Annotated in this window: 23 protein-coding genes; 7 read left to right on the top strand and 16 right to left on the bottom strand. The window is 44.7% G+C overall.

All coding sequences use genetic code 11. The features are described 5' to 3' along the window. Position 1 precedes the first annotated feature (1 nt). From AQULUS_RS11415 to AQULUS_RS11400, 4 genes are all read right to left on the bottom strand, one after another. A complete protein-coding gene (locus tag AQULUS_RS11415) occupies positions 2 to 385 on the bottom strand; it encodes a nuclear transport factor 2 family protein (RefSeq protein ID WP_148340399.1) in 384 nt (127 codons plus the stop codon). 115 nt (positions 386 to 500) lie between these two features. After that, positions 501 to 1,652, bottom strand: coding sequence for a serine hydrolase (locus tag AQULUS_RS11410; protein ID WP_172622857.1), 1,152 nt, complete (start codon positions 1,650 to 1,652; stop codon positions 501 to 503). Positions 1,653 to 1,721: 69 nt separating this feature from the next. Then, positions 1,722 to 2,432, bottom strand: a complete 711-nt coding sequence (locus AQULUS_RS11405) for a homoserine O-acetyltransferase/O-succinyltransferase family protein (protein ID WP_148340397.1) — start codon at positions 2,430 to 2,432, stop codon at positions 1,722 to 1,724. A gap of 15 nt (positions 2,433 to 2,447) precedes the next feature. After that, a complete protein-coding gene (locus AQULUS_RS11400; RefSeq protein WP_148340396.1) occupies positions 2,448 to 3,803 on the bottom strand; it encodes a bifunctional GrpB family protein/GNAT family N-acetyltransferase in 1,356 nt (451 codons plus the stop codon). Positions 3,804 to 4,165: 362 nt separating this feature from the next. Between AQULUS_RS11400 and AQULUS_RS11395 the strand changes: the two genes are divergently transcribed. The 5 genes from AQULUS_RS11395 (at position 4,166) to AQULUS_RS11375 (ending at position 9,177) form a co-directional block, all read left to right on the top strand. Next, on the top strand, positions 4,166 to 6,043 hold the full coding sequence (locus AQULUS_RS11395) for a hypothetical protein (protein ID WP_148340395.1): 1,878 nt from the start codon (positions 4,166 to 4,168) through the stop codon (positions 6,041 to 6,043). Between the two features lie 117 nt (positions 6,044 to 6,160). Then, positions 6,161 to 6,421: a hypothetical protein gene (locus tag AQULUS_RS11390; protein ID WP_172622856.1), complete on the top strand. Its 261-nt coding sequence runs from the start codon at positions 6,161 to 6,163 to the stop codon at positions 6,419 to 6,421. A 196-nt stretch (positions 6,422 to 6,617) separates the two neighbouring features. Next, on the top strand, positions 6,618 to 7,229 hold the full coding sequence (locus tag AQULUS_RS11385; protein ID WP_148340393.1) for a LysE family translocator: 612 nt from the start codon (positions 6,618 to 6,620) through the stop codon (positions 7,227 to 7,229). Between the two features lie 192 nt (positions 7,230 to 7,421). Then, on the top strand, positions 7,422 to 8,474 hold the full coding sequence (locus AQULUS_RS11380) for an NAD(P)-dependent alcohol dehydrogenase (RefSeq protein ID WP_148340392.1): 1,053 nt from the start codon (positions 7,422 to 7,424) through the stop codon (positions 8,472 to 8,474). 382 nt (positions 8,475 to 8,856) lie between these two features. Further along, positions 8,857 to 9,177, top strand: a complete 321-nt coding sequence (locus AQULUS_RS11375) for a hypothetical protein (RefSeq protein ID WP_148340391.1) — start codon at positions 8,857 to 8,859, stop codon at positions 9,175 to 9,177. Between the two features lie 214 nt (positions 9,178 to 9,391). Here AQULUS_RS11375 and AQULUS_RS11370 read toward each other — a convergent pair whose 3' ends face one another. The 12 genes from AQULUS_RS11370 to AQULUS_RS11315 form a co-directional block, all read right to left on the bottom strand. Next, on the bottom strand, positions 9,392 to 9,919 hold the full coding sequence (locus tag AQULUS_RS11370) for a hypothetical protein (RefSeq protein WP_148340390.1): 528 nt from the start codon (positions 9,917 to 9,919) through the stop codon (positions 9,392 to 9,394). A 439-nt stretch (positions 9,920 to 10,358) separates the two neighbouring features. Beyond that, a complete protein-coding gene (locus tag AQULUS_RS11365) occupies positions 10,359 to 10,802 on the bottom strand; it encodes a hypothetical protein (RefSeq protein ID WP_148340389.1) in 444 nt (147 codons plus the stop codon). 34 nt (positions 10,803 to 10,836) lie between these two features. Beyond that, complete coding sequence (locus AQULUS_RS11360; protein WP_148340388.1) at positions 10,837 to 11,268, bottom strand: acyl-CoA thioesterase; 432 nt, start codon at positions 11,266 to 11,268, stop codon at positions 10,837 to 10,839. Between the two features lie 45 nt (positions 11,269 to 11,313). Further along, positions 11,314 to 13,650, bottom strand: a complete 2,337-nt coding sequence (locus tag AQULUS_RS11355) for a nitric-oxide reductase large subunit (protein WP_148340387.1) — start codon at positions 13,648 to 13,650, stop codon at positions 11,314 to 11,316. A gap of 278 nt (positions 13,651 to 13,928) precedes the next feature. Then, a complete protein-coding gene (locus tag AQULUS_RS11350) occupies positions 13,929 to 14,528 on the bottom strand; it encodes a hypothetical protein (protein ID WP_148340386.1) in 600 nt (199 codons plus the stop codon). An 11-nt stretch (positions 14,529 to 14,539) separates the two neighbouring features. Continuing rightward, positions 14,540 to 14,983 (bottom strand): STY0301 family protein, encoded by a 444-nt coding sequence (locus AQULUS_RS11345; RefSeq protein ID WP_148340385.1) that lies wholly within the window; start codon positions 14,981 to 14,983, stop codon positions 14,540 to 14,542. Between the two features lie 124 nt (positions 14,984 to 15,107). Next, positions 15,108 to 15,764: a CADD family putative folate metabolism protein gene (locus AQULUS_RS11340; protein WP_148340384.1), complete on the bottom strand. Its 657-nt coding sequence runs from the start codon at positions 15,762 to 15,764 to the stop codon at positions 15,108 to 15,110. Between the two features lie 373 nt (positions 15,765 to 16,137). Beyond that, entirely contained in the window at positions 16,138 to 16,695 is a 558-nt protein-coding gene (hpf, locus tag AQULUS_RS11335; RefSeq protein WP_148340383.1) for a ribosome hibernation-promoting factor, HPF/YfiA family, read from the bottom strand. Positions 16,696 to 17,062: 367 nt separating this feature from the next. Further along, positions 17,063 to 18,127, bottom strand: a complete 1,065-nt coding sequence (locus AQULUS_RS11330) for an enoyl-CoA hydratase/isomerase family protein (RefSeq protein WP_148340382.1) — start codon at positions 18,125 to 18,127, stop codon at positions 17,063 to 17,065. Positions 18,128 to 18,129: 2 nt separating this feature from the next. After that, positions 18,130 to 18,918 carry an enoyl-CoA hydratase/isomerase family protein gene (locus AQULUS_RS11325; protein ID WP_232051917.1) on the bottom strand — a complete coding sequence of 263 codons (789 nt, stop codon included), beginning with the start codon at positions 18,916 to 18,918 and terminating at the stop codon, positions 18,130 to 18,132. A 147-nt stretch (positions 18,919 to 19,065) separates the two neighbouring features. Next, the gene (locus AQULUS_RS11320) at positions 19,066 to 20,664 is read right to left on the bottom strand and encodes an APC family permease (RefSeq protein WP_148340381.1); all 1,599 of its coding nucleotides are present in this window, start codon (positions 20,662 to 20,664) and stop codon (positions 19,066 to 19,068) included. Positions 20,665 to 20,698: 34 nt separating this feature from the next. Beyond that, positions 20,699 to 21,217, bottom strand: a complete 519-nt coding sequence (locus tag AQULUS_RS11315; RefSeq protein ID WP_148340380.1) for a ProQ/FinO family protein — start codon at positions 21,215 to 21,217, stop codon at positions 20,699 to 20,701. A 246-nt stretch (positions 21,218 to 21,463) separates the two neighbouring features. Between AQULUS_RS11315 and AQULUS_RS11310 the strand changes: the two genes are divergently transcribed. Together AQULUS_RS11310 and AQULUS_RS11305 are read left to right on the top strand one after the other, a co-directional pair. Then, complete coding sequence (locus AQULUS_RS11310; protein WP_148340379.1) at positions 21,464 to 22,066, top strand: hypothetical protein; 603 nt, start codon at positions 21,464 to 21,466, stop codon at positions 22,064 to 22,066. Positions 22,067 to 22,178: 112 nt separating this feature from the next. Continuing rightward, positions 22,179 to 22,445, top strand: a complete 267-nt coding sequence (locus tag AQULUS_RS11305; RefSeq protein WP_148340378.1) for a helix-turn-helix domain-containing protein — start codon at positions 22,179 to 22,181, stop codon at positions 22,443 to 22,445. Positions 22,446 to 22,452: the final 7 nt, after the last annotated feature.

Below are 22,452 nucleotides of genomic sequence, written 5' to 3'. Positions count from 1 at the left end.
GTCAATTATAATCCCTGAGTTCAATAATCTTGTCGTTCTCGAAGCGGAAAACGGACACACCCAGCAAATTCAATTCTTCCCCGGCTTTTAGGCCGTTGGGCAAGTCTTTTTTCAGCGTTGCCCGATATTGTATTTCTATGGCTGCCTGATTATCACTTAAAATCCAGTTCTTAACCTGCTGCTTGCGATCGAGAAAATACATGGCACTTTGTGCCGCCAATTCGCGAACTTGTGATTTGCCTTGACAAGATATCGAACAACTGCCGCCGGAAATAGCCGCGAAAACACATTCATCAGCGAAACATTCCATCATTCCATCGATATCAAAATGGTTATACGCTGAAATATATTTTTTTATAACTTCACGCAAATGCGCCCAGGGCATGCGCTTCTCCTTTGATTAGAAAGCAGAGATACTGCTTTCCAAATATTGAATCCTGAAATCCCACTTTTCTCTCCTGGTTGAGAGTAAAAGCGTAATATTACCCATTCAGGCACATTTATGACATCAATTTGGTTGACTTGAACAATATTTCCCTGGCAGTTTTTACAATCGCGCTGTTGGGAACATATTTGTTAGTCAAGATGACAATACCCGATTTTTTGTTAGGTATCACAGCGATATAAGCGCGAAAACCGTTTGTTGCGCCGGTCTTGTCAATCAGTGCGTCGCCATTATAAGGCGGTCTGCTATAAATTTCCTGTACGTCTATGGGGCCAAAATCTTTGGCGTCAGATACTTTAAGCAGACCTGCAACGTCTTCATCTTCAATTTTGTGAATCTGCCACCCTAATCCCTGATAATCACCGCCCATTTTCACATACACAGATTGCGTCATGCGCATGGGATAAAAGACACGCGGCGGTGTGCCTGGCAACCCGATTGCCGCGCTGAGAAACCGCTGCATATCCGCTGCGGAAGCTTTGACTGCCGCAGCAGCGGGAAACAATCCGGCTGTCATATGAGGAGCGGCATCGCCATTTTTGTCATAACCTGTTGCATAGTACTTCGCCAGTGTTTTGGGAACGGAAATACCGGTTACCATTTTCAACGGATTCAGGATATGACGGCGATATAGATCATCGAAATCTCGTTCCGTAGACTTTTCAAGCGCATTGCCCAGCAGTCCGATACCAACATTGGAATAAATCCATTCCTCACCGGGATCCGAATCAGGCGTATAGGTATCCAGATATTGCTTCAGTTCATCCGGGGTGCTGACTGCTGCAGGCAGATCGAATGGCAACCCCGATGTGTGAGTCGCCAAGTCTTGTAATTTGATTTTTTTATAACTTTCCGGCAAATCCTTAATATATTTTGTAACAGGATCGTTAAAACTCATTTTAGCCCAATCCACTTCCTGGGCCAGCAGCAGGCTGGCCATGATTTTGGAAACCGATCCTATTTCGAAAATGGTTTTTCGGGTAACAGGTTCTTTTTTATCACGATCAGCATAGCCAAAATAATATTCATTCAATTTGCCGTCAGTATATAATTCCACCGCGACACCTGGAATATGATTCCTGGACATGAAAGAGGTAATGGTTTTTTGCACCCATTCATCAGGCTGATCAGGCGCATTTTCAGCCATCACTCCAAATGATATCGTCGATAACAGGATAGTGGATATTGTCTTGATCATTTTTCTCATATCGATACTCTCTTCTTTTTTTCCAGATAATTGCATTTTTACCCGAATCACATTTATGAGGCAGACTTCTTATCGAACTGATTTGCCTGCTTGCATACAATCCGCGAGATGATCCAGAGCCTTATGCATTTTCAGATTAATGCCGGATAAGTCGCTGCGTATCAACTCTTCACTCTTTTGAACATACTTGCCGGGAGATAACTCGTTCTGACAATGCCTCACCATTTCCTTGATGTTTTCGGGTGTCAACTCCAGGTGAAACTGAAATCCATAAACCCTGTCACCATAACGGAAAGCCTGTCTAGGACAGCCGGCACTTTTTGCCAGCAAGACAGCCTTATCCGGCAGCCCGGGCATGTCACTATGCCAGTGCATAACATCAAACTGCCCAGGAAATTGCTTGAATAATGGATCCGATGACGCTTCCGGAGTGGCCTCAACAGGATAGACTCCGATTTCCCGATGCGGGCTGGGCTCAGCCTTCGCGCCCAATGCAATTCCAAGCAATTGGGCACCCAGACAAATCCCCAGAATAGCCTTGTTTGCAGCAATTGCTGACTGGATAAGATCGACCTCGGCTTGCAGGTAAGGAAATTTTTCCAGCATCAGGGCGCTTTGCGGCCCGCCCATGATAATAAGGAAGTCAAAATCCTCAACAGCAGGCAAGTCTTCACCACGATAAACATGGGTGCCGGACACGGAAAATTGGTTTTTGTTTATCCAGCTTTCAATCGTCCCCAATTTTTCAAATGGAGCATGGATAATATAATGTATATGCATGTCAACCTTACTGCTTCATTTCAACTTGTATTCTCTGAATAAACCGCATTCTTTATACCCGAGACGTTTATATAAGGGAAACCCTTCCTGCGACGCTTGCAGCACGGCCATTCGATATCCCATTTCCTTGGCTCGCATCAAGCGAAACTGCTGCATGGCAGTCCCGTAGCCCCTTCTTCGGTATGCAACCGGCACAGACAGCCAATATAATCCGGCAACGCCAGCATAATAACAAGCCAGGCCGCGCACAACGGGTTTATTGTCAACATATCCCACATAATATTCAATCGGATCCTCTGCAGAAATCACTTCCGCTAGCCAGATATAATATTGATCAAAAGCTGACGGGGAAGCATTCAGTACGCGGGCAAAATCCAGTAATGTCTGTTGATCCAGGGCCCGGACAATCGATAATTCGGCCGGCGGCCGCAGCCGTTGTCCGCTGAGGTCACCATGCCAGGATTCAAGATCCAGCCACATGGCCGGATTATTTTCGGTATTCTGATATCCCGATCGCTCCAGATAACATGCCAAATCGCGCGGCTGATCATGGGGACTAACCCACCAGGTAAATGGCAAACTGCCATGGTCAAAATACGAATTTACTTCCCTGATTTTACTGCATGCATCCCGCGCGCTGAAATCCGCCCGCACGACATAATTAAATGTATCATCCTGCAACCCGGAATTGACGATGGTAAAATCCGGGACGCGTATCAATTGCACTGTTTTCATGTATTGAGAAAAATGTGTCATATGCACATTTAGATTTGCTTCCATCGCCAGGAGTATTTTATCTTGCGTCCATTCTTTGATTAGAGCCCGGGGGTCAGGCGGTAAAAATCGGATTCGCTGCTCTATCCAGCGCTTTGCCTTGCTGTCTATATCTTGAATGGTCTGGCTCTTGTTTTTGACATACTCATGAATATTGTCACGGTAGCGGGCCGCCAATTGCTGTTTTAATCGCTGATACCGGTCATACTCTTGCGGGTGCCGGATAAGATAATCGCGAAACGCGACATGTCGTTTTACTTGCGGATCACCTTCAGGAAACAGATGCAAATGATAGCGGACAGCCTCATTCTGTTTCGAAGTAAAAAAACTCGTATGCGGTACTATATTTTTCCTCAGACAATCATAGCCCAGGGCGGCCAAGGCTTGTTCAATCGCATGCATATCATCCAGACACGCATATTCCACGAGGATATCTATCACTGGTTTCGCGGCCATTCCAGGAATGGCAGTGCTTCCTATGTGATAAACAGATCGCAGCCTCGAGCTCAAAGTCTGGCGTAACAGCCCTGACTCAGTCAGATAAAGAGAAGACCAGGCTTGCTGATAGGGGATGAGTTCAACTATGCGTGGGGACATATACACCCTGTCATTTTAAAATATTCAATTATTCATTGTATTATATATTCGCCTGTACATTCATGATGCCCATTATTCCACATGGCCCAACAATCTCAATGGCATATCCATTTATTTAAGGCTCTCTTAAGCTTCATGATTTATCATTTTGCCCAAAATTAATACAGACATTTAAGGCAAAACGAGGCACGTGCATGCGCAATCGGTTTATCTCCCTTATTGGAAGCGTAAGGACGCGGGCAAATCCTTCGCATCCTGCCCCTGCCATAAAACCAATTAATCCTTTGCCCCCAGCAAAACCTGCCAGCGCACCGAAACCTGCCCGCAAGAGCAAGCCCCGCGTCGCGGATCCCCGCATCCAAATGCCAAGGCCACTGGATTTACCCGGGTTTACTTCTGTAGCCGTACCCGGATGGAATGTCGTCACTGTCAGCAGCGCACCCGAACCTGAGCGAAAATCTACGCCCCCGGAGCAACCGCCAGCCAAACCTCGTGTTTCAACCCGCCGCCCCGGCAGCTCAAGCGTTTTATCGTCGCCATTTTTTATGGCAAAACGCCATTATTCTGTACACGCCTGGCATCATACAACTTCGCCTTTTCGTATCAGCGACATACTGGAAGATGATAACTTCAAATTACCATCAGACCTTCAATTTACCCTCGCCAATCCGCAGTATATCACGCGGTGTCTGCGTGAAGTCCGCGCTATCTATCGTGCAATTGGAGGAAAAAACCCCGAACAGCAAAACCGTGCGGCTAAAGATCTTGTTGTATTCAAACCAGAACGAATGGGCTTGCAATATCTTGGCGCAATGGTCGCAACAGAAATCAAGACCGAAGATGATGCCGATTATCTCAATACCTGCAAGAAACTGTATAAATTGATACAGCCTAACATCGCTCAAAATCATAAACTGTTTCTAGAGCTCGCTGAAGAAAACGAAGCACTTGTTCATGACCTGGCTCACCGGCACCAACGCACTGAATTTTCCGATGACCCAAGGGCGCAGCATTATCTGGGTGTCAGAAACATCATTATGCAGCGTCTCGCCAGCAAGGGATACGATGCCCACATCATTAAGCATCTGGCAACCAAAATTGTCATGGATGATTTTCTCCGTAATATCTACGAAGAAACCATACAAAAAATCATTACAGAAACCATACATCAGGAATTATTAATTCAGCATTTGACCGCGTTGGATCCGCATGGCGAAGACCGTCAACAAATCCTGCTGTTACCTCAATTCCCGGCGCATCACCGTCTGACTCAAGTCATGGCGGGCGGAATCGCGACCGGAAAATCATCCGTCGCCAAACAATTCGCTGCCGAATTCAAGTCTAAATATGGTTTATCGCTTACTGATTTCGCGAGAATCAGCACCGACACTTTTCGATTGCTATTGCTTGATGATCCGTACATTGGAAACGACGCCATCACAAGAGGTTTGCTGACTCAGGATGAAGCCCGGCTAATAACGGATTTGTCCATACGGCTGATCGGAAAAAAAGTCGAACAACATGGTTCCGCGCCTCATGTTTTCATGGAAGCCGTTGCACCGACCGATGATGAACTCATCACCGGCACAAAATTAGGCGGTAAAGTCAGGGTGGCGATGACCTCTTATCCGCCAGCGCTGGCTGTCAAAGGAAATTATGAGCGTTATCAGGATAAAAAAGAACGATTACCGCCGGTTTCAGCCGTGTTGGGAAGTCAGTCACTCACCAGCAAAACCGCTCCGCGTATTCTTGATAAACATGGCGGAAAAGACATCGTCATGACCTTGCACGATACTTATGAAATCATCCATAAGTCAGCAAAAGGCTCCGCGCTGATTGCTATCTTTCATTGTCATCACGAAAAAGTAATCGTGTGCAACCTGCCTGGTTTATTGGAATTTGTCAAAAAATCTCATGTCAACACATCCGCCACCTCTCCGGATACAATGTATCCTGACCCTGATAAAATATCCTTGCCCGCGACCGTTGACCATTTTCTCAAGGATTATGGCAACAAGGAAATCGTCTTCGTCGATCCCGGCCAGGAAATCCACGACATCAATGATTACGATAATCACGCTTACGCCGTGTACCGGCCCGGATCAGGTCTGGAGATTAAAAATGAATCTGTTTACCGCGCGCTCATCGAGCACGATGAAGCGGCCAGAACGGCATTTGAGCTCATGCTGGAGAAAACCACGCCCGGCCTGGAAAGAAGAAAGCCAGCCGTCACTTTATAAGTCTGCCCGTTAGGAAGCTCACGGCATTGGCCCGCCGGCCATCCGCTCTCATTTTTGAGATTTGCCGCTAAACAGGGTAAGCTCAGGAAAGGAAGCACTTTGCTGGAGGGATTAAAAATGACGACTGGCAGGTTGTTGACTCGCTTACTGGCAAAACCAGGAGAAAGATATTTAATGAAGCAAAAACCCGTACAATTTATCAATAACACCCATCCTGTGCCTATGGAAAATTCCCACGACCTCGGCAAATCCATTCCACAGATATCTCTTCAGAATGCCGAATCGGCACTGACAGCCAGCGAACGGGCTCAACTGGAAAAACTGGATGAAACCGGTGTCACTGAAACCCTGCATGATTTGCGCAATCTCCGCGGCTAGCTGACTGGCAGCCGCTGCAAATCAGACCAAAGGGCCAGGGTTGGCCACCGCGCCCTCATACAAAAATATATTAAATACAAATACTTGTGATTAGTGAAGCATGTTGTCATGCTGGCAGCTGCAAGAGTGGGAATTTGTCAGCGCTATTTCACAAATCGTGTTATGATTTGCTCCATCCTAAACGGTGAACACCCCTATGTCTGAGCTTTTCTTTAAAGGAATCATCCTGGGCATGGTCATTTCAATGCCTATGGGTCCCATCAGTATCTTATGCATACAGCGCACCCTCTACTATGGAATAAAAATCGGCCTGGTCACTGCGATCGGCTCCGCGCTTGCTGATGGTGTTTACGGTTCAATTGCGGCGTTTGGCTTCACGGCAATTACAGATTTTTTAACCGGCTATCAATTCTGGATTCACTTGCTGGGCAGCCTCTTTTTGCTTTTCCTCGGCATAGGCATGATGCGCTCACCAATTCGAACCCTGCATGCACCATTGACCCAGGAAACCCATTCCATGCATGCATTCGTATCCGCATTCTTCCTGACCATCACCAACCCTGTCACGATATTTTCATTTATGGCGGTCTTTGCCGGACTAGGCCTTGGCAGCATCTATAAAGGCTATGATGGAGCCGTTTACACCGTCGCCGGAATCATGGTTGGCTCAACGCTTTGGGAATTCATGCTCAGCATAAGCATAAAAGGGATATTCCACCGCAGCATTAATCACACCATGATGCGCATCATCAACTATATTTCAGGCTCGACCATACTTGCCTTCGCAGCACTTTCATTCAAACTCTAGATCCGGGCGCCGGCACAGATCAACAGCAAAGATTTTAGTGATGACTAACAAACGCCTGCATGATACCGAGCATCTTATCATTACCAATTAAATTTCCCTGCCAGCAGTGATACAATGACCCCGCTATCATGATTACGTTTGGATTTTTAAGAATTAGCAAATTAATGCAAATTCAAAGGAAAGGATATTACTATGAAACCAGTTAATGCCTATGCAGCTGAAAAAGCAAAAGACCCGCTGAAACCCTTTGTTATTCAACGGCGTGATCCAGGCCCGCACGATGTTGCCATTGAAATTCTCTATTGCGGGGTCTGCCACTCGGATGTGCATCAGGCACGAGATGAATGGGGCAATTCCACATTTCCTATGGTGCCCGGTCATGAAATTGTAGGAAAGGTTACACAGACAGGCGCTTCCGTCACGCGCTTCAAAGCTGGCGATATGGTCGGCGTAGGCTGCTTTGTTGATTCTTGCAGGGAATGCCAGCCCTGCAGACAGCATCTTCAGCAATACTGCGAAAAAGGCATGAACCTGACCTATAACGGCGTAGAAAAAGATGGGAAAACAGCCACCTATGGCGGTTATTCCACAAACATCGTTGTTGATGAAAATTATGTCCTCACCATTCCAGCAAACCTTCCCCCTGAAAATGCCGCGCCGCTATTATGCGCAGGGATCACTACCTATTCCCCCTTGCGTCAGTGGAAAATCAAGCCCCGTGACAAAGTTGCCGTTGTGGGTTTGGGCGGGTTAGGTCATATGGCGGTCAAACTGGCCTCTGCAATGGAAGCGGAAGTCACCGTACTGAGCACATCTGACAGCAAGAAAAATGACGCCATGAAATTTGGCGCAAAACATTTTGTTAATACCAGAGATGGCAAGGCGTTCACCGAATATGCCAATTTTTTTGATTTCATGATCAATACCGCCTCCGGGAATATTAACCTGGAACACTATCTTCAATTATTAAAACAGGATGCCACCATGGTATGCGTAGGCGTGCCTGAGCAGCCATTCAGTCTTAATGCGTTTCCCTTGATCATGAAGCGCAGGCGTCTCGCAGGCTCGCTGATCGGCGGAATCAAGGAGACGCAGGAAATGCTGAATTTTTGTGGCAGTCATGGCATTTCAGCCGATATCGAATTAATCCCTATCAATAAAATCAATGAGGCTTATGACAGAATGGTTAAAGGAGAGGTACGATACCGTTTTGTGATTGATATCAATTCCTTGAGATCCGGTTAAATTGATGAAGCCAGCCGGCACGGGAAAACATTTATTCATCTGGTTCTGACTTTACTGCTGTCAATGAGCGGCTGGATTTCAGAACCTGCTCCCGGCTGTGATTTGACCATAAGACCCTGTTTGTTAATGGGGTGTATCAACTTGGGAAGGCTTTAGCGGCTACGTCAAAATAAGCATAATAAATCAATCAGATAATTACGGGATTGCGATTTTTACCATTGAATGCTTTATCAAAGACCAGTAATGATGCGGATTTTTTAAAAGTGCAAACTGACCACACCGAATCCGTCATCGATCTAACGATTATCTTGCAGGGGTTGATTATGGAGCATCATTGGAATAATCTGATTTAACTCAAACCAAACTATTGTGCGAGGATTGTATGAAACCAAGACAAGGTGAAAAGAACAACGACTCCAAAGGTATACCAGACAAAATAGAAAAGGAAATGGCTGAAGAAACAAAAAGAAATATCCTCTCTGATCCATTATCAAATCAATCCGGCGTTCATCAGTTTTTTTACAGAAATGTTCCGCCATTTAGCACAATGCAGCGAAGAGTGGATGAAGCAGATTGCGCTAAAAGCTTTTTAGCGGCAACACTGTTTAATAAGAGCCTTAGAGATAAACCTATTGACGGCGTCGACCCCATCAATATTACACCTGAATCGTTTTCTTCGTGTATGCGATTAAATAATAAATAACCCTGATGTGGGAACTGTGACATCAATCAAGATGTAAATTTTTACTGGCAGCGATGTGAAGCCATAGAGCTCTTTGCCCTATGGCTTTTCACATCGAATATGCCATTGTCCAGGATGAAGCCAGGACTCTCTAGAGTTTAAAATTGCTTACGATTGTTATGAGTGCTGCTGTTTTCATTATTTTCATTAACAGGACTGGCTACTGTTGTGGATTTTATATGAGCGCCAAAAGGCTAGTCGTAGAATTTATTTCTCTATCAAACCCTTTTACCTCAGGTAAGTCTTGTAATGTTATTTTACCATCTAAGTTACCCAATGGGGTGGATAGTTTAGCTTTCACATCCACACAGCTGTCTTTTGACCTGATTATACTTGTAGGCACTTCAGCGTCCGAAAGATATGCACTTGGACATATTTTCCAGCCATTATCGACGCCTTTCACATGGATATATTCACCCGGTTTCGTTTGATAAGATAACCCGTCAGCACTTAATGCTGCGTAAAACTCCGTGATATAATTGCAATCATACGCCATCGTGACCTTGCTGCGGCTGGATACTTTCACGCGTTTCGGAAGTTCCTGTTGCTGCGGCTGTGTTGGTGTATGCTGCACAGGTTTTTCAGGCTGCTGACTAACTGGTTGTGACACTGGTTGAGATACCGGCTGCTCTAATGGTTTTTGCTCAGTCTGTTGATTAACGCCTGAGGCATTAGTTTTATTGCCAAAAAGATACCTAAACATTTTTATGCCCTCGTTTCATGTAGTATTTATAAGATTTATTTACAATGCGCATTATATCTGGTGATTATTAATACAATATTAATCGCTCATCCCAGCGAATTGCGCCGTCATTCGTTATAATAGATGTGCCCGAAAAATCACAGCTAACTAGCTGAAAATAATGGTGTTGTACCCGAATGGATGTTATCCAGCAGAAAGGATACCGCTGCTGCAATGAGAAATGGGTACCCATTTAAAACATCTATAATCGGAGAATGTTCATTGAACTGTGTCAGTCCTTTGCCATGACAGATAAGCGACTGGATTTCAGGATGAAATCCGTTGCCACATGGATGTGGCGTTTGGAGCGAAGCAGTCATGGCAAAGGACTGACACAGTTCAATGAACATTCTCTATAATCGCGCTGCTTTTCAAGTCGACCGTAACAATGACTGTCAGGTTATGTCTGAGTAGAATTAAAATGGTTTCTGGTGAAAATAAGCGGCAACCCAAATAACAAGAGCAATATGATATTGATCAGCACGTTGAGGTAGACATGAAATGTCAATGACACAGCAGTATCCGTTGCAAACCAGAGCAACAGTCCCAGCATAAATCCATTCCAGGCCCATTTGTCCTTGTTTTTGAATGCATGAACACTCAGCACTGTCATGAAAACACCCCAGCCAGCCATGACCGCGCCTAAAGTTCCGTATATCCATTGTTGAAAAAGCAACAAAGAAGGAGACATTGTGTTTTCATCCCAGAAGACCTTATTAATATGGCGATTAAACAGCATATCGAATAATGGAGTCTGGTTGAAAAGCACCAGCGACAAACCAAAAAAAATCATGAAAAAGCTGGCGGTTACTATCCATTTATGCCAGAAACTGAAGGTAAACACCTTGTCCTCCTGAAGCCGCCAGGTCATGCGGCAATTATTTCAAGGTATCTGTGATCCCTACAGCATACAACCATTCAGGCGTAGGCAGAACCAGTTTTCTTTCCTCAATATTGAACAATCCAAATGTCATATGTGCTTCACAGCAAATATGTTGATCCGCATTACGAATCATTTGCCTCAACTTGCCAATCTTTTTTTCATATGACAAGGTTACCGATTCAATAATAACTTCTTCTCTCAACCGTATTTCCCTGATAAATTTGATTTGTATTTCCAATACGGTTGGACCCAGCCCTGATTCCTGGATTTTTTTCAAGCCAAACCCACGCGAAGTAATGAATTCCCAGCGCGCGCTTTCTAAAAGCTCGAGATAAGTCGCGTTATTAACATGTCCGAAAGTGTCAAGATGATGCTCGCGGATTAGCACCGGGTAGAGGAATGTTGCAGATTGTGTAAATGGCAGCATGTATTCCGCTCTTTTTAAAATGAATATATCAGCTCGATGACACCTTCAATTTATCGGTTTGTTGACCGTCGATAACGCTTCGGCTTCATGTTTTACTCCGACAAAACTTGGGAAAAACGGTCTAAGCTTTATGATAAAATCATACGCCATGAATAAAGCGCCAATGGCAAACACTATATCGCCTGGGGTACGCAGCCATTGCCATAATAACGTTGTATTATAAAATTCCAGACTTCTTGAATGAGCGAGACCATGCTGATAAACATCCATTAATTGAGCCCAGCCAATCGGAAAGAAATTTAACAATATCCAAAGCACTAAACCACCGTTATAAAGCCAGAATGCCCATGTGCCATAACGGTCACTCCATGAATGATTGCCTGTTGCATAGCGCAAACAAAAATACACCAATCCCAAGGCTAACAGACCAAATGCACCAAATAACGCTGTATGTGCGTGATTTAAGCTTAAAAACGTACCGTGTTCGTAATAATTAATCAGCGGCGCATTTAATGTCCCGCCGCCAAATACACCAGCACCAACAAAATTCCAAAACGCCGCGCCTAAAATATATAAATATGCCAAATTATATGAAAATATTTTTTGCTTTTTAATAAGGTGCAATTCTTCGATGGCATCGATAATCAACAAAGTCAGAGGAAGCACTTCAATGAATGAAAACATGGTTCCGAGCGGAATCCACATGTCCGGCGTACCAGTCCAATACCAGTGATGCCCCGTCCCAATGACGCCCCCTAGAAAGATCAGAATCGCCTCAAAATATACTGTCCGCTCAACCAGGCGACGGGAAACCAGCCCTACTCCCATAAGAAGATAAGCTGTTGCACATACGGTAAAAAATTCAAATGACTGCTCCACCCATAAATGCACAACCCACCATCTCCAAAAATCCGTAATGGTGAATGATTTTTCAATCCCTGTTAATGGAATCATTCCAAAGCAATATAAAACAGCCACATTAATTGTACTGGCCCAAAAAAGATGTTCTAGATGAATATTTCCAGTCCAAAATTCAACTGTAGCTGTTTTAAGGCTGCTCCAGGTGGGCCACATGCCTCGAAAAACGATGAAGCTCCAAAGAACCAGACCAATACAAAAGCCTATTTGCCAAAGTCTTCCTAACTGAAGGTACGATAAGCCCTGGTTTCCTAACCAGAACCATGCCTGATCAATGAAACCCATAATACCTAGATAGTTCCCAATGATTGCTCCGGCGACAATAAATAATGTAACCCAAAATAGAAAATCGACAAAAAATCCCTGCCATCTGGCTTCTTTGCCGCTAATTACAGGCGCGAGGAAAATCGCTGCGCTTATCCATGATAAGCCTATCCATACGATTGGCGTTTGAATATGGACATCACGCAAAAAATTAAAAGGCAAGAATTTGCTGATATCTATCCCATAAAATCCGGTCCTTTCTGCATAATAATGAGCCATTATCGCCCCGACGCCAATTTGCGCAAGCAAGACCAAGGCAACAATAAGAAAATATTTTCCAACTTTTCGCTGACTGTCCGTTAAGGGTTTAAATTCCAATAAAAAAGGCGTTTTAACACCTGCATCTGCTTCACTGAGATACCGATGATAGATATATAATACCGCGCCAAATCCAAAAAATACGAAGCAAAATGATATCCAAGTCCAATAGAAGGTGGCATTGGTTGCTACATTTCCAACACTGGGTTCATAAGGCCAATTATTTGTGTAGGAAAAATCTTTGCCCGGCCGGTTTGAAACGGTTGTCAATGATGAGTAAATCAAAAAATCGGCTGTTTCCAAAGCACTTTTATCATTCAAACTGTAAGCTTTTGTCCAGCCAGCTTTAGCATCATGGTTAAGCAACTGTTTTGAAATTTCAGCTTGTAACTGCTGTATCGATTTACTGACAGCAGAGGTGAGAATTAAATTCGATTGAGAAAGATCTAATTTTTTCAGTTGTTGCTGCATGGCCAGACGTACTTCATATTTGGCGCCGGTTGATAAGTCAGCTAAGGATTTGGAAAACATTTGTAGTGCTAATTCATTTTCTATTAATTGACCTAAGCGAACCAGATATTTGGCTGTGTAATCCTCGCCAAAATAGGATCCCATACCATAAAGACTACCATAATCCATTAAGTCCGCACGTTGGAATCCGGCTTTTCCAGCAATAATATCGCTTTCCGTCATCACTATTTGTCCGCTTGGGGAGGAAAACGTTTGGGGAAGAGGAGGCGCTAGCTGATAAGTTTCATATGTTCCCCAGCCAACAAATGCGAAACAAACAATTGCTGTGATCAATAATACCCATTTTAATACATTTGAAACCGGATCATGATCAGCTATATGTGTTAGGGAATGATTTGTGTTAATCGACATTGTTTGCTTCCATGCAATCAAAATTAATCATTGATTATGTAATGATGTCCCTCTCAAATCAAGAAATGAACCGGACTCTTATGAATAAATCAAAAGGAATATGGCAACATCGTAAAATATTGGCAGATGATAAAAAGACATTCTGATGGCAAAGCCTGGCTCACAACAGCCTGAAGATAACTATGAGTGGCAAAATGATTTTGTGATGTCTCTGAGTTATCCCCAGTTTCTGGGGATAACTTGTGTAATAAGATGTGTGTGAGACTGTATAATCCGGTTTATTGATGAACGCCTTGAGACTTGAGAGCGGAATTTGCCATTTTGACGAGCACCATTTTTGCATCGCCTGGCATGTCCCATGATAATGTGTACAAGACCCCGTTCATCTGCCACTCCAACGCAGGAGCATGCCAGTCCGCTTCAGCATGGCCTGGCGTGAAATAACCAGTCAAACCGTTTTCCAATTTCACTTCCTGTTTAGGCAGCGGTTTATTGTTTTGACCGAATGGAGGTTGTGAATATTCCTTCTCCAGCTTCCCTTTGGTGTTCACCGAGAGCGAGCCCACTACACAGCCATGCATCTGGCAATCCGGAGTTGACGCCACGGTAATTTCCCAGAACTGATTATAATCCGGCTTGTCATACAGACTGCTTTGCATGGCATATAGTGTTGGCTGCTCGCCCTTGGGAATACTGGTAGGAAACATGACGCTGAGTTGCGACTGCTTCTTCACTTGTTCTATGACTTGATTCAAATTCCGGATGACTTTGTCCGCCGTCACCAACTGAGGGGTTTTAGACTGGGCAGCATAAGCATGGCCCATTATCATGAACAAAATAGACAAACAACACAGAAACCTGATTCGCAACTTATTCACATTCTTCTCCTCTATGTCATTTTGGTTAAGGCACATCGAATTTGCTTGGGTATGAATCCTCCGCTGCTTACGCGCGTACTACCATTGTATTGCACTGTGCAAGCTTTAGTATGCACAGGCAAAGCCCGGGTTAGCTGTATGCTGGTTTGGTTATACTCACAAACAAGATAAATTTGATCGTCCGGTGAAAATCTCCAGGTTGACTGGAATTTTTTGAACTCCTCGGGCTTCAAGCTTGCCATTTCTTCTGGTTTGCCCGAATAAAATGTGACACCACTCAGATAATACTGTGCCGGAGCTTGAAGCGAACGCCAGCCAGCATAAGCTGCTGCCGCAGCTTGCTGTACCTGAATCTGTCCAGGACAGTCAACCGTAAAATTATTCGCCGCAAAAGAAGGTAAAACGATTAGCGCATTTATTAATAAAGCAGGAAGTACCTTGTTTCCATATCGCATTTATTTCTCTCACCTGCCAAATGAATGCGCAGCCCAAGAAAAGCGCTGCCACAACATGGTCTGGCATGGGAAATAGCTTGCAAGAAGGGGTGTGCTGAAAAACACCACCCCTTTCTGGTTTGGCTTAACAGCTAATTTCTGCCACCCGGCACATGCCGTCCAAAAATCCCCACAAAGCCATTGCCGCTTCGCGAGTCGCCCGCTCAGCGCGTTCTGGTTCAACATGCTTTTCAATCAGGTCCGCGACTTTTTTTGAATGTTCCACATCATATGCTTGATGGGCTGTGAAAAACTCCAGCGTCTTTTCATCATCAACGCCATAAAACTTTTTCAAACCATCAATTTTGGAGGCTGACACGTCAGGAACCTGAGCCTCATAAGCATATAACGCACATAAACCATCACGCCAATCACGCTGTGCGAGATCATAATAAGTTTCGACCATGGACGTGGTTTCAGGCAGAGGCATGTCATTTAATACTGTTTCCTTCCCGGCTCCCATGCCATTAGCAAACTGCATCCATAACGCAGGGTGATCAGTTCCATGAATTTCCTCATCAACCAGGTTTTCAAGTAACACCTTGCGCGCTTCAATAACAGGACAATGGGTATGCACGCGGGAAATAAAGCGCGGAAACGATTGTACCTGATTATAATATTGAGCTGCGTAACGCTGTAAGGTCTCCCGGCTCAATTCCCCCTTGGACCAGGCCTGATAAAACATATGTTTCAATAAATGATATTCAGAAATAATTGCGTTTAAGCGGGCAATAGTTTGCATGTGCGTACTCCTTTAATCTGTTCTTAAAACTGACGGGGCTTCAAGAAAAATGAATTATCAGGGTTAACGCCTCATAAATGCAAGCAGAATGGCAATGAATCCGCTCATCTTCTGTCTGACCAGACAAACTGGCGTCTGATTCAAAAATAAAGATAAAAAATAGCTTCTATCGCTGTCTTGAGTTCATATTACCCAACAGGTTGGCATCCACACATGTGATACAAACAAGCTTCAAGAGCAGAGCTGGATTGATTAAAATATGAACAATATCATATGTAGATGCAGCTGCCTGAGGCTTTCGTTACGACGGCAGACAAAGCCTCTCCCCCTCAACCTATGAGAGGGACAGGTTATTTCGGGCTGCACTGAGATTTTAGACCGATACAATGGAATGATTATTATGCTTTTCCCTGATGACATGTTGCGCTTGTCTGCCATCATTCAGGGTTTCAGCAATATATTCCACTGCGTCACCAATTGATAAATGCGCGAAATCAGGATAGCTCACGTTTGTAACGCTGAAGTAATATTCATAACCGTCAACGCCGTCAATAAATCCATAGCCTTCCTCGGGAACGATTCTTGCAATATGTCCATGCATAACGTCATTATGTGTTTTCACCCGGCCATGCCGTTTATGTGAATGTTCTTCCAATTGTCTCACGATTGCGTTAAATGCGTCACGAATTGCCACATAGACGTCTTCATTGATTTTATGCGTCACCACAAGCTCCTTTCCTGGAACAGTGACATCAATTCGTACATTGAATAACTTGCCCCGGTGCTTATGCTTTTGCGGCAACTCAATCACTATGCGGCAACTGCTGATTCTGTCGTAGAATCGGTTAAGTTTTTCTGCTCGTTTGCGTATATTGTTTTCTAAGGCGGGAGAAGTGGAAATATCGCGGATGGTAATTTGAACAGGTAACATAAGTTGACCTCCCTCGTTTTTAACTTACTTATAATTAATATTATTAAACTTCTTACTATTTACTATTTGAACGATTAATAGCAACATTACATGCTTGTTGTCATTCATTCACCTTATATGTTTTATTATAGACCATTATTGATTTTCGAGTAAGAAGCGGATGTGCAGAAAAGGAAATAGTCGAATTATCGCTATGAATTGACAAGAAAATCCAAAGGAAATCGCGGATCCGCAGCTTGGCTGTTCGCCGCCCGGTTTTTTGATACCCATAGGAATGGAAACAGGCAAGTTAAATGCGAATCAAAAAACAAATATTGCTCTGAATATTAACGTGATCGTATTACCGGCTTGAAAACACTCTCCAAATTTACGCCAACTCTTCCGCTAATGGCGCAAAATAATGAGCAACAGCATCACTGGAAACAGCTGGTAACGTTCCTGGCTGCCATTTGGGCGATTGATCTTTATCAATGATCACCGCTCTTATGCCTTCGGCAAAATCATGATCTTGCAAGAATCGCGTCACAAGCCTGTATTCCTGGCGCATACAGGCATCAAAATCCATATTTGCGCCCTCTTGCATTGCTTTCAGTGAAATTTTCAGGCTGGTAGGTGATTTCTTTTCAAGCGCGCTTACCGCTTCCTGACAAAGAGACTGGTTTGAGTTTTTCAGTGCCGCCAGGATTTCTTCTATTGTTTGCTCACCAAAGCAATAATCAATTACTTTCTGCTCGCTGATCAACAGCGACGGTTGAAGAGAGACTTGATAAGCTTCAATAATTCTGGAAACTGCCGCCTTGGGATCCCCGGCAAGAGGCTGATGAATAAGATCGTTCATAAGCGCAGGAATGGACTCTCGTGCAATTTTCTGGTGAGCAATACCAATTTGCACACATTCATCGCTTGCTATTCGCGCTCCCGTCAAACCCAGGTAATATCCAATTCGGCCAGCCAGGCGCGGTAAAAAATAACTGCCGCCCACATCTGGAAAAAAACCAATTCCTGTCTCTGGCATGGCGAATAGCAAACGCTCTGTCGCAATACGGTGAGACCCGTGAATGGATATTCCCACTCCCCCGCCCATGGTAATGCCATCCAGTAACGCAATATAAGGTTTGGGATAATGGAAAATGACACGGTTCAGCTGGTACTCATCACGAAAAAAATTTGTCATCACAGGATCATGTGACTTGATGCGCTCGTATGTCAGGCGTAAATCACCGCCAGCGCAAAAAGCACGGCCTTCCGCAGCCCGGATGAGGACAGCCTTGACATGCTCAGCTCCTTCCCAGAGCCGCAATTGTTTATAGATTGCGTGTATCATAGTGTGATTTAGCGAGTTCAGGACAGCGGGTCTATTCAAGGTGATCACACCCAGACTGCCGCCCTGGCCAGGCATTTCATCAAACAAGACTTCCGTATAGGTGTTCATCGTCAAGCTCCAGTAAAAACCGCAGTGCGTTTCTCTATAAACGCGCTGACACCTTCCTGTTTATCCGCAGTTGCGCAGCATAAACCAAAATGCGCGGCTTCCATCTCCATCGCTTCTTCCATGGGCAAATCATAGCCGGAATGAATGACTGACAAGATACTCTGCAGTGCGATTGGACCCAGATGAACCATTTCCTTGAGTATTGACATTGCCCTGGGTACGAGATCTTCAGATGTGGTCACTTCATTGACCAGCCCCCATTGTAAAGCTTCTTCTGCTTTAAACCGGCGTCCGGTCAAGCAGATTTCCAAGGCACGGCCTTTGCCAATCAAGCGGGCCAGCCGCTGCGTGCCCCCAAATCCCGGGATCACACCCAGCTTGATTTCGGGTTGACCAAAGTTCGTATTAGCCGCAGCTAATCTTATTGTTGCAGCCATGGCAAGTTCACAACCGCCCCCAAATGCGAATCCATGAACCGCTGCAATTGAAGGCTTGCCCAGCATTTCAAGACTGCGAAACACCTGTTGGCCAAAGCGGGCAAATTCCAAGCCTTGTTGGCCATTCAGCGCGACCAATTGTTTAATATCAGCCCCGGCGCAAAATCCTTTTCCTTCTCCGGTCAATAAAATGGCCCTGATGGATGCATCCTGTCTGGCATCATGAAAAACTCGGGAAAGGCGCTGCAGAACCTCGCGGCTTAATGCATTTAATTGTTCGGGACGATTCAGGCTAATCTGCAGAATGCCTGAATCATGAGGGATGATCTTGACCATGTCATTATTCATTTCCATACTCGCATATCCTTACTAATTGTCTGTTCTGAACTATTTACACAAACCGTACGACCGTTCTATCCATCCGCTCTTGTTATCCAAAACACAACCGGAACCTCTATACAAGATCTTTAAATAAAAGGAATTTCGCCTGATCTGGTGGGTTTAGCCATGCTCAAGCGCCATGGATTCTGAAGCGAGAAATTCTGTGATCTTGGCGGAATCCAGCGCTACCCTGCTTTGAACTGCCAATTGAAATATGATTAAGCTGAAAAGCGCCATCACTAAAAAGTCCCATCCGAATGGAATCAACCCCACGCCTCCAAAGGACCCCAAATACGACATGATGATAATCCCGGCAAGGTATGGAACCAGCCATAAGGAGGTTTTCAAGTCCCGTTTTTCAATTTTGACATTGCCGCGGGCATAGGAAACACCAAATATCAGGAATCCGATAAACAGCACAATACCCAGCTTGGAAATGGTTTCCCACCCTGTCCAGTAGCTGAATAAATTGCAGCAATAAAAGGCAAACGGACAAATTAGATTAGCGAAAGGCAGACGGAAAGGACGTTCCTTATCAGGCAGGGAGTAACGCAAGCACATGAGGGCGACCGGACCCATTGCGTAAGTAATGACCATGGCAGATATCAGAAAATTCACCATGGCCTGCCAGCCAGGCAACGGAAGAAAGGAAAGCATGCCAAATACAAAATTAACAGCAATCGCCCACACAGGGAAACGCTGGTTATTCAAACGGGAGAGGAATTTAGGCACATACCCCATCCTGCTCATCGCGTAAAGGATACGCGCTGTGGCCGTCACGTAAATCAGCCCGGCTCCCAGGGGAGAAACAACCGAGTTCACATAAAGCAGTTTTAACAGCCAGAACAATCCCAATGCCGCAGCCAGGCCGACAAACGGCCCTATGTCACCGGTATAATTCAAATTTTGCCAGCCGTTCTGAATGGATGATGGATCCAGCGCCCCTATAAAACAGATTTGAAGCCCAATATACAAAAGCAGACAGGCGACAACTGATCCCGCCGTGCTTAAAGGAATGGCGATAGCCAGCTTCCTGGTCTCACCCGCAAGTTCCACACCGCTTTTGAAACCATTGAAGGCAAGAACAATACCAGCTGTCGCCACTGCGCTCAGAATTGCTTTCCAACCCTCCGGGGATCCGGCAGCAGAAAGCGTGCCGGAAAAGTTTGCGCTATTAAAACGCGTGTTCAAAAGGGTAAAAATGGTGAGCAGAATCACAGAAAATTTGAATACAAACAGGATAAAATTAAAACGCATCAAGCCTCTGTAGCTGAGAACATTCACCAGACAGAGAGACACCATTAAAATACTTGCCCAGAGGTAGCCCCACGGTGTCAAAGACACTACGCCACCAGCTTCATGCATAAGAGAGGGAAAAAACAGGGAGGCATATTGTAATACGGCTTGTACTTCTATAGGGGCAAGCATCAATGCGGTAATCCAGGCTATCCAGCTGAGAATATAGCTTGCAAACGTCCCGTGGCTTAACTGTGGGATATGAGTCGTCCCGCCGGCAACAGGCAGCATGGTTGATAACTCGGCGAAGGTGACCGCAACCAGAATGGCTGCAAGACCGCCTATCAGCCAGGATATAATGGCTGCCGGCCCCGCAACTTTCGCGGCATACAACGGCGCAAACAGCCATCCGGACCCAATGATCCCGTTCATGCTTAACATGAACAGTGTGGCTGGGGAAATACGGCGTGATTGGTGACCCATAACTTCCTCGTATTTTATTGTATTATATAAAACTTTATGCCAATTCTTCTGTCACTTGCGGCATTTGCGTGACCGGTTTGGCGGTTTGTTTAGCCAGTAGCTTCGCTTGTTGTTTTTCTATGGAATATCTCGCTTCTTCGGCTGTAACCAGGCCAGCTGGATTGCCGTCCAGATCAATTCGCGTCGCACCTTCCACAACGCTTTTATGATAAGCAGCGGTATTAACATAATAGGCCAGGCTTTTTACCATGCATGCCTTGTCTTCTGTGACAATACTGTCCAGCGTGCTCAGGCGTTTAACCAGATCCTGTTTGATACCCTTTTTCAAAGGTTTAATCTCGCTATGAGTCTTAAATCCGGCTGGGAAATAAACCCGCAGCAATTCCACTCCATATTGAACGTAATCCAGCCATTTTGGTTTAGGTTTTTTGACCCGCTCCTTGTCCCTGTCTATCTGATGAAAATGCTTTTTCGGCTTCTGCTCCTTGCCTGACTTATCAGATAATTGAGAGGCAACTGCCTGCAGCTGTTCTTTTAAACTCGCGTTACTCATTCTTCTCAAACTCCACGACCAGAAATACGGCTCATTTTTGGGTATACCGAATGGTACTTTAAAGAGTTACGCTGGGTAAATCAATATCAGCCGTAGCCAAGCCGGGGCCTGGTGGCAGCATGCCAGGCCTCCTATCACCCCAACCGGCAGGAATTCTTTTATTCATCACCCTATTAGTAGACTTTTTAAGTGCTTCGATGTTAAATTTTAACATCTTAAGTTTTCGTACTCAGAGGATAACTGTCTATGCCACGTAACAAAACTGCAAAGCGTACCAAACAACGTCAAACCATGAGCAAGATCCTGACCGGCGTGCAAAAAATGGAAAAGGATTTTATGCAAATCCCCTCCAAATTAGCTGCGCAAATGAATAAAGAAATCAACGCACACAAGAAACAGCAAAACAAATTAAAGATAACGGTAAACAAAGCCAAAGCCCTGGTCAAAAGCATGGAAACCCGCCTAAATGCTCTGGTTAGCTCAAAGAACACGTCGGCTAAAGCGAAAAAACAGTTAAACGCAATTAAAAAGGCTCATGGCCAGGCAGTCAAAGCGCACTCTGATGTCAGCAAACAACTAGACGCTTCTGCTCAAGCACTGCAAGCATTAACCAGCAAACAGGCCAAACTGAATTCTCTTGGCAAATGCTTAAGTCAGTTTGAAAAGGATTGGGCAAAGTCAGTTAAAATAAACAAAGCCAAGGTTGCTGCAAAACCTCAAGCTAAAAAAACCAAAGTAAAATCCAGACAAAAACAGGCCACACCATCCATGGAACAGCCACGTATCCAGCCAGCTGATGTCGCGGTTGAAAATGTAAGAATGGATGAAATTACCGAATTAGCGTCGTAAACTACTCATTTGTAACGAGCATGATCTCCAGCAGCAAGGCGTTGGAGATCACTTTTAGTCTTTGATCACGGAAAGATATAACTAAAACTATGGATAGTATGGAGTTTTATTTATGAATAAAAAAATGGTAATGGCTGAAGATTTAGAAACAATCACCCTCAAGCAAGTCGTTAAAGATACCTTGCGCAATTATTTTTCCAATATCGGAAGTGAACAACCGGTAGATTTCTATTCGATTTTGCTGGAAGAAATTGAAAGGCCGCTCTTGGAAGTCCTGATTAATCACACGCATTACAACCAGGTTAAAATGGCGAACATTCTTGGAATTTCACGCGGAACATTAAGGAAAAAACTAAAACAGTACGGAATGTTAGACTAGCACCACT

It is taken from the genome of Aquicella siphonis, from assembly GCF_902459485.1.
Classification (GTDB): domain Bacteria; phylum Pseudomonadota; class Gammaproteobacteria; order DSM-16500; family DSM-16500; genus Aquicella; species Aquicella siphonis.
Note: the sequence above shows the minus strand (reverse complement) of the source record. Positions and strands in the feature narration are given on the sequence as shown.

What these genes read in the sequence shown, in the direction of transcription:
- AQULUS_RS11415 (WP_148340399.1), bottom strand. Translation starts at nt 385, where the DNA reads ATGCCCTGGGCGCATTTGCGTGAAGTTATAAAAAAATATATTTCAGCG.
- AQULUS_RS11410 (WP_172622857.1), bottom strand. Translation starts at nt 1,652, where the DNA reads ATGAGAAAAATGATCAAGACAATATCCACTATCCTGTTATCGACGATA.
- AQULUS_RS11405 (WP_148340397.1), bottom strand. Translation starts at nt 2,432, where the DNA reads ATGCATATACATTATATTATCCATGCTCCATTTGAAAAATTGGGGACG.
- AQULUS_RS11400 (WP_148340396.1), bottom strand. Translation starts at nt 3,803, where the DNA reads ATGTCCCCACGCATAGTTGAACTCATCCCCTATCAGCAAGCCTGGTCT.
- AQULUS_RS11395 (WP_148340395.1), top strand. Translation starts at nt 4,166, where the DNA reads ATGCCAAGGCCACTGGATTTACCCGGGTTTACTTCTGTAGCCGTACCC.
- AQULUS_RS11390 (WP_172622856.1), top strand. Translation starts at nt 6,161, where the DNA reads ATGACGACTGGCAGGTTGTTGACTCGCTTACTGGCAAAACCAGGAGAA.
- AQULUS_RS11385 (WP_148340393.1), top strand. Translation starts at nt 6,618, where the DNA reads ATGTCTGAGCTTTTCTTTAAAGGAATCATCCTGGGCATGGTCATTTCA.
- AQULUS_RS11380 (WP_148340392.1), top strand. Translation starts at nt 7,422, where the DNA reads ATGAAACCAGTTAATGCCTATGCAGCTGAAAAAGCAAAAGACCCGCTG.
- AQULUS_RS11375 (WP_148340391.1), top strand. Translation starts at nt 8,857, where the DNA reads ATGAAACCAAGACAAGGTGAAAAGAACAACGACTCCAAAGGTATACCA.
- AQULUS_RS11370 (WP_148340390.1), bottom strand. Translation starts at nt 9,919, where the DNA reads ATGTTTAGGTATCTTTTTGGCAATAAAACTAATGCCTCAGGCGTTAAT.
- AQULUS_RS11360 (WP_148340388.1), bottom strand. Translation starts at nt 11,268, where the DNA reads ATGCTGCCATTTACACAATCTGCAACATTCCTCTACCCGGTGCTAATC.
- AQULUS_RS11355 (WP_148340387.1), bottom strand. Translation starts at nt 13,650, where the DNA reads ATGTCGATTAACACAAATCATTCCCTAACACATATAGCTGATCATGAT.
- AQULUS_RS11345 (WP_148340385.1), bottom strand. Translation starts at nt 14,983, where the DNA reads ATGCGATATGGAAACAAGGTACTTCCTGCTTTATTAATAAATGCGCTA.
- AQULUS_RS11340 (WP_148340384.1), bottom strand. Translation starts at nt 15,764, where the DNA reads ATGCAAACTATTGCCCGCTTAAACGCAATTATTTCTGAATATCATTTA.
- hpf (WP_148340383.1), bottom strand. Translation starts at nt 16,695, where the DNA reads ATGTTACCTGTTCAAATTACCATCCGCGATATTTCCACTTCTCCCGCC.
- AQULUS_RS11330 (WP_148340382.1), bottom strand. Translation starts at nt 18,127, where the DNA reads ATGAACACCTATACGGAAGTCTTGTTTGATGAAATGCCTGGCCAGGGC.
- AQULUS_RS11325 (WP_232051917.1), bottom strand. Translation starts at nt 18,918, where the DNA reads ATGGAAATGAATAATGACATGGTCAAGATCATCCCTCATGATTCAGGC.
- AQULUS_RS11320 (WP_148340381.1), bottom strand. Translation starts at nt 20,664, where the DNA reads ATGGGTCACCAATCACGCCGTATTTCCCCAGCCACACTGTTCATGTTA.
- AQULUS_RS11315 (WP_148340380.1), bottom strand. Translation starts at nt 21,217, where the DNA reads ATGAGTAACGCGAGTTTAAAAGAACAGCTGCAGGCAGTTGCCTCTCAA.
- AQULUS_RS11310 (WP_148340379.1), top strand. Translation starts at nt 21,464, where the DNA reads ATGCCACGTAACAAAACTGCAAAGCGTACCAAACAACGTCAAACCATG.
- AQULUS_RS11305 (WP_148340378.1), top strand. Translation starts at nt 22,179, where the DNA reads ATGAATAAAAAAATGGTAATGGCTGAAGATTTAGAAACAATCACCCTC.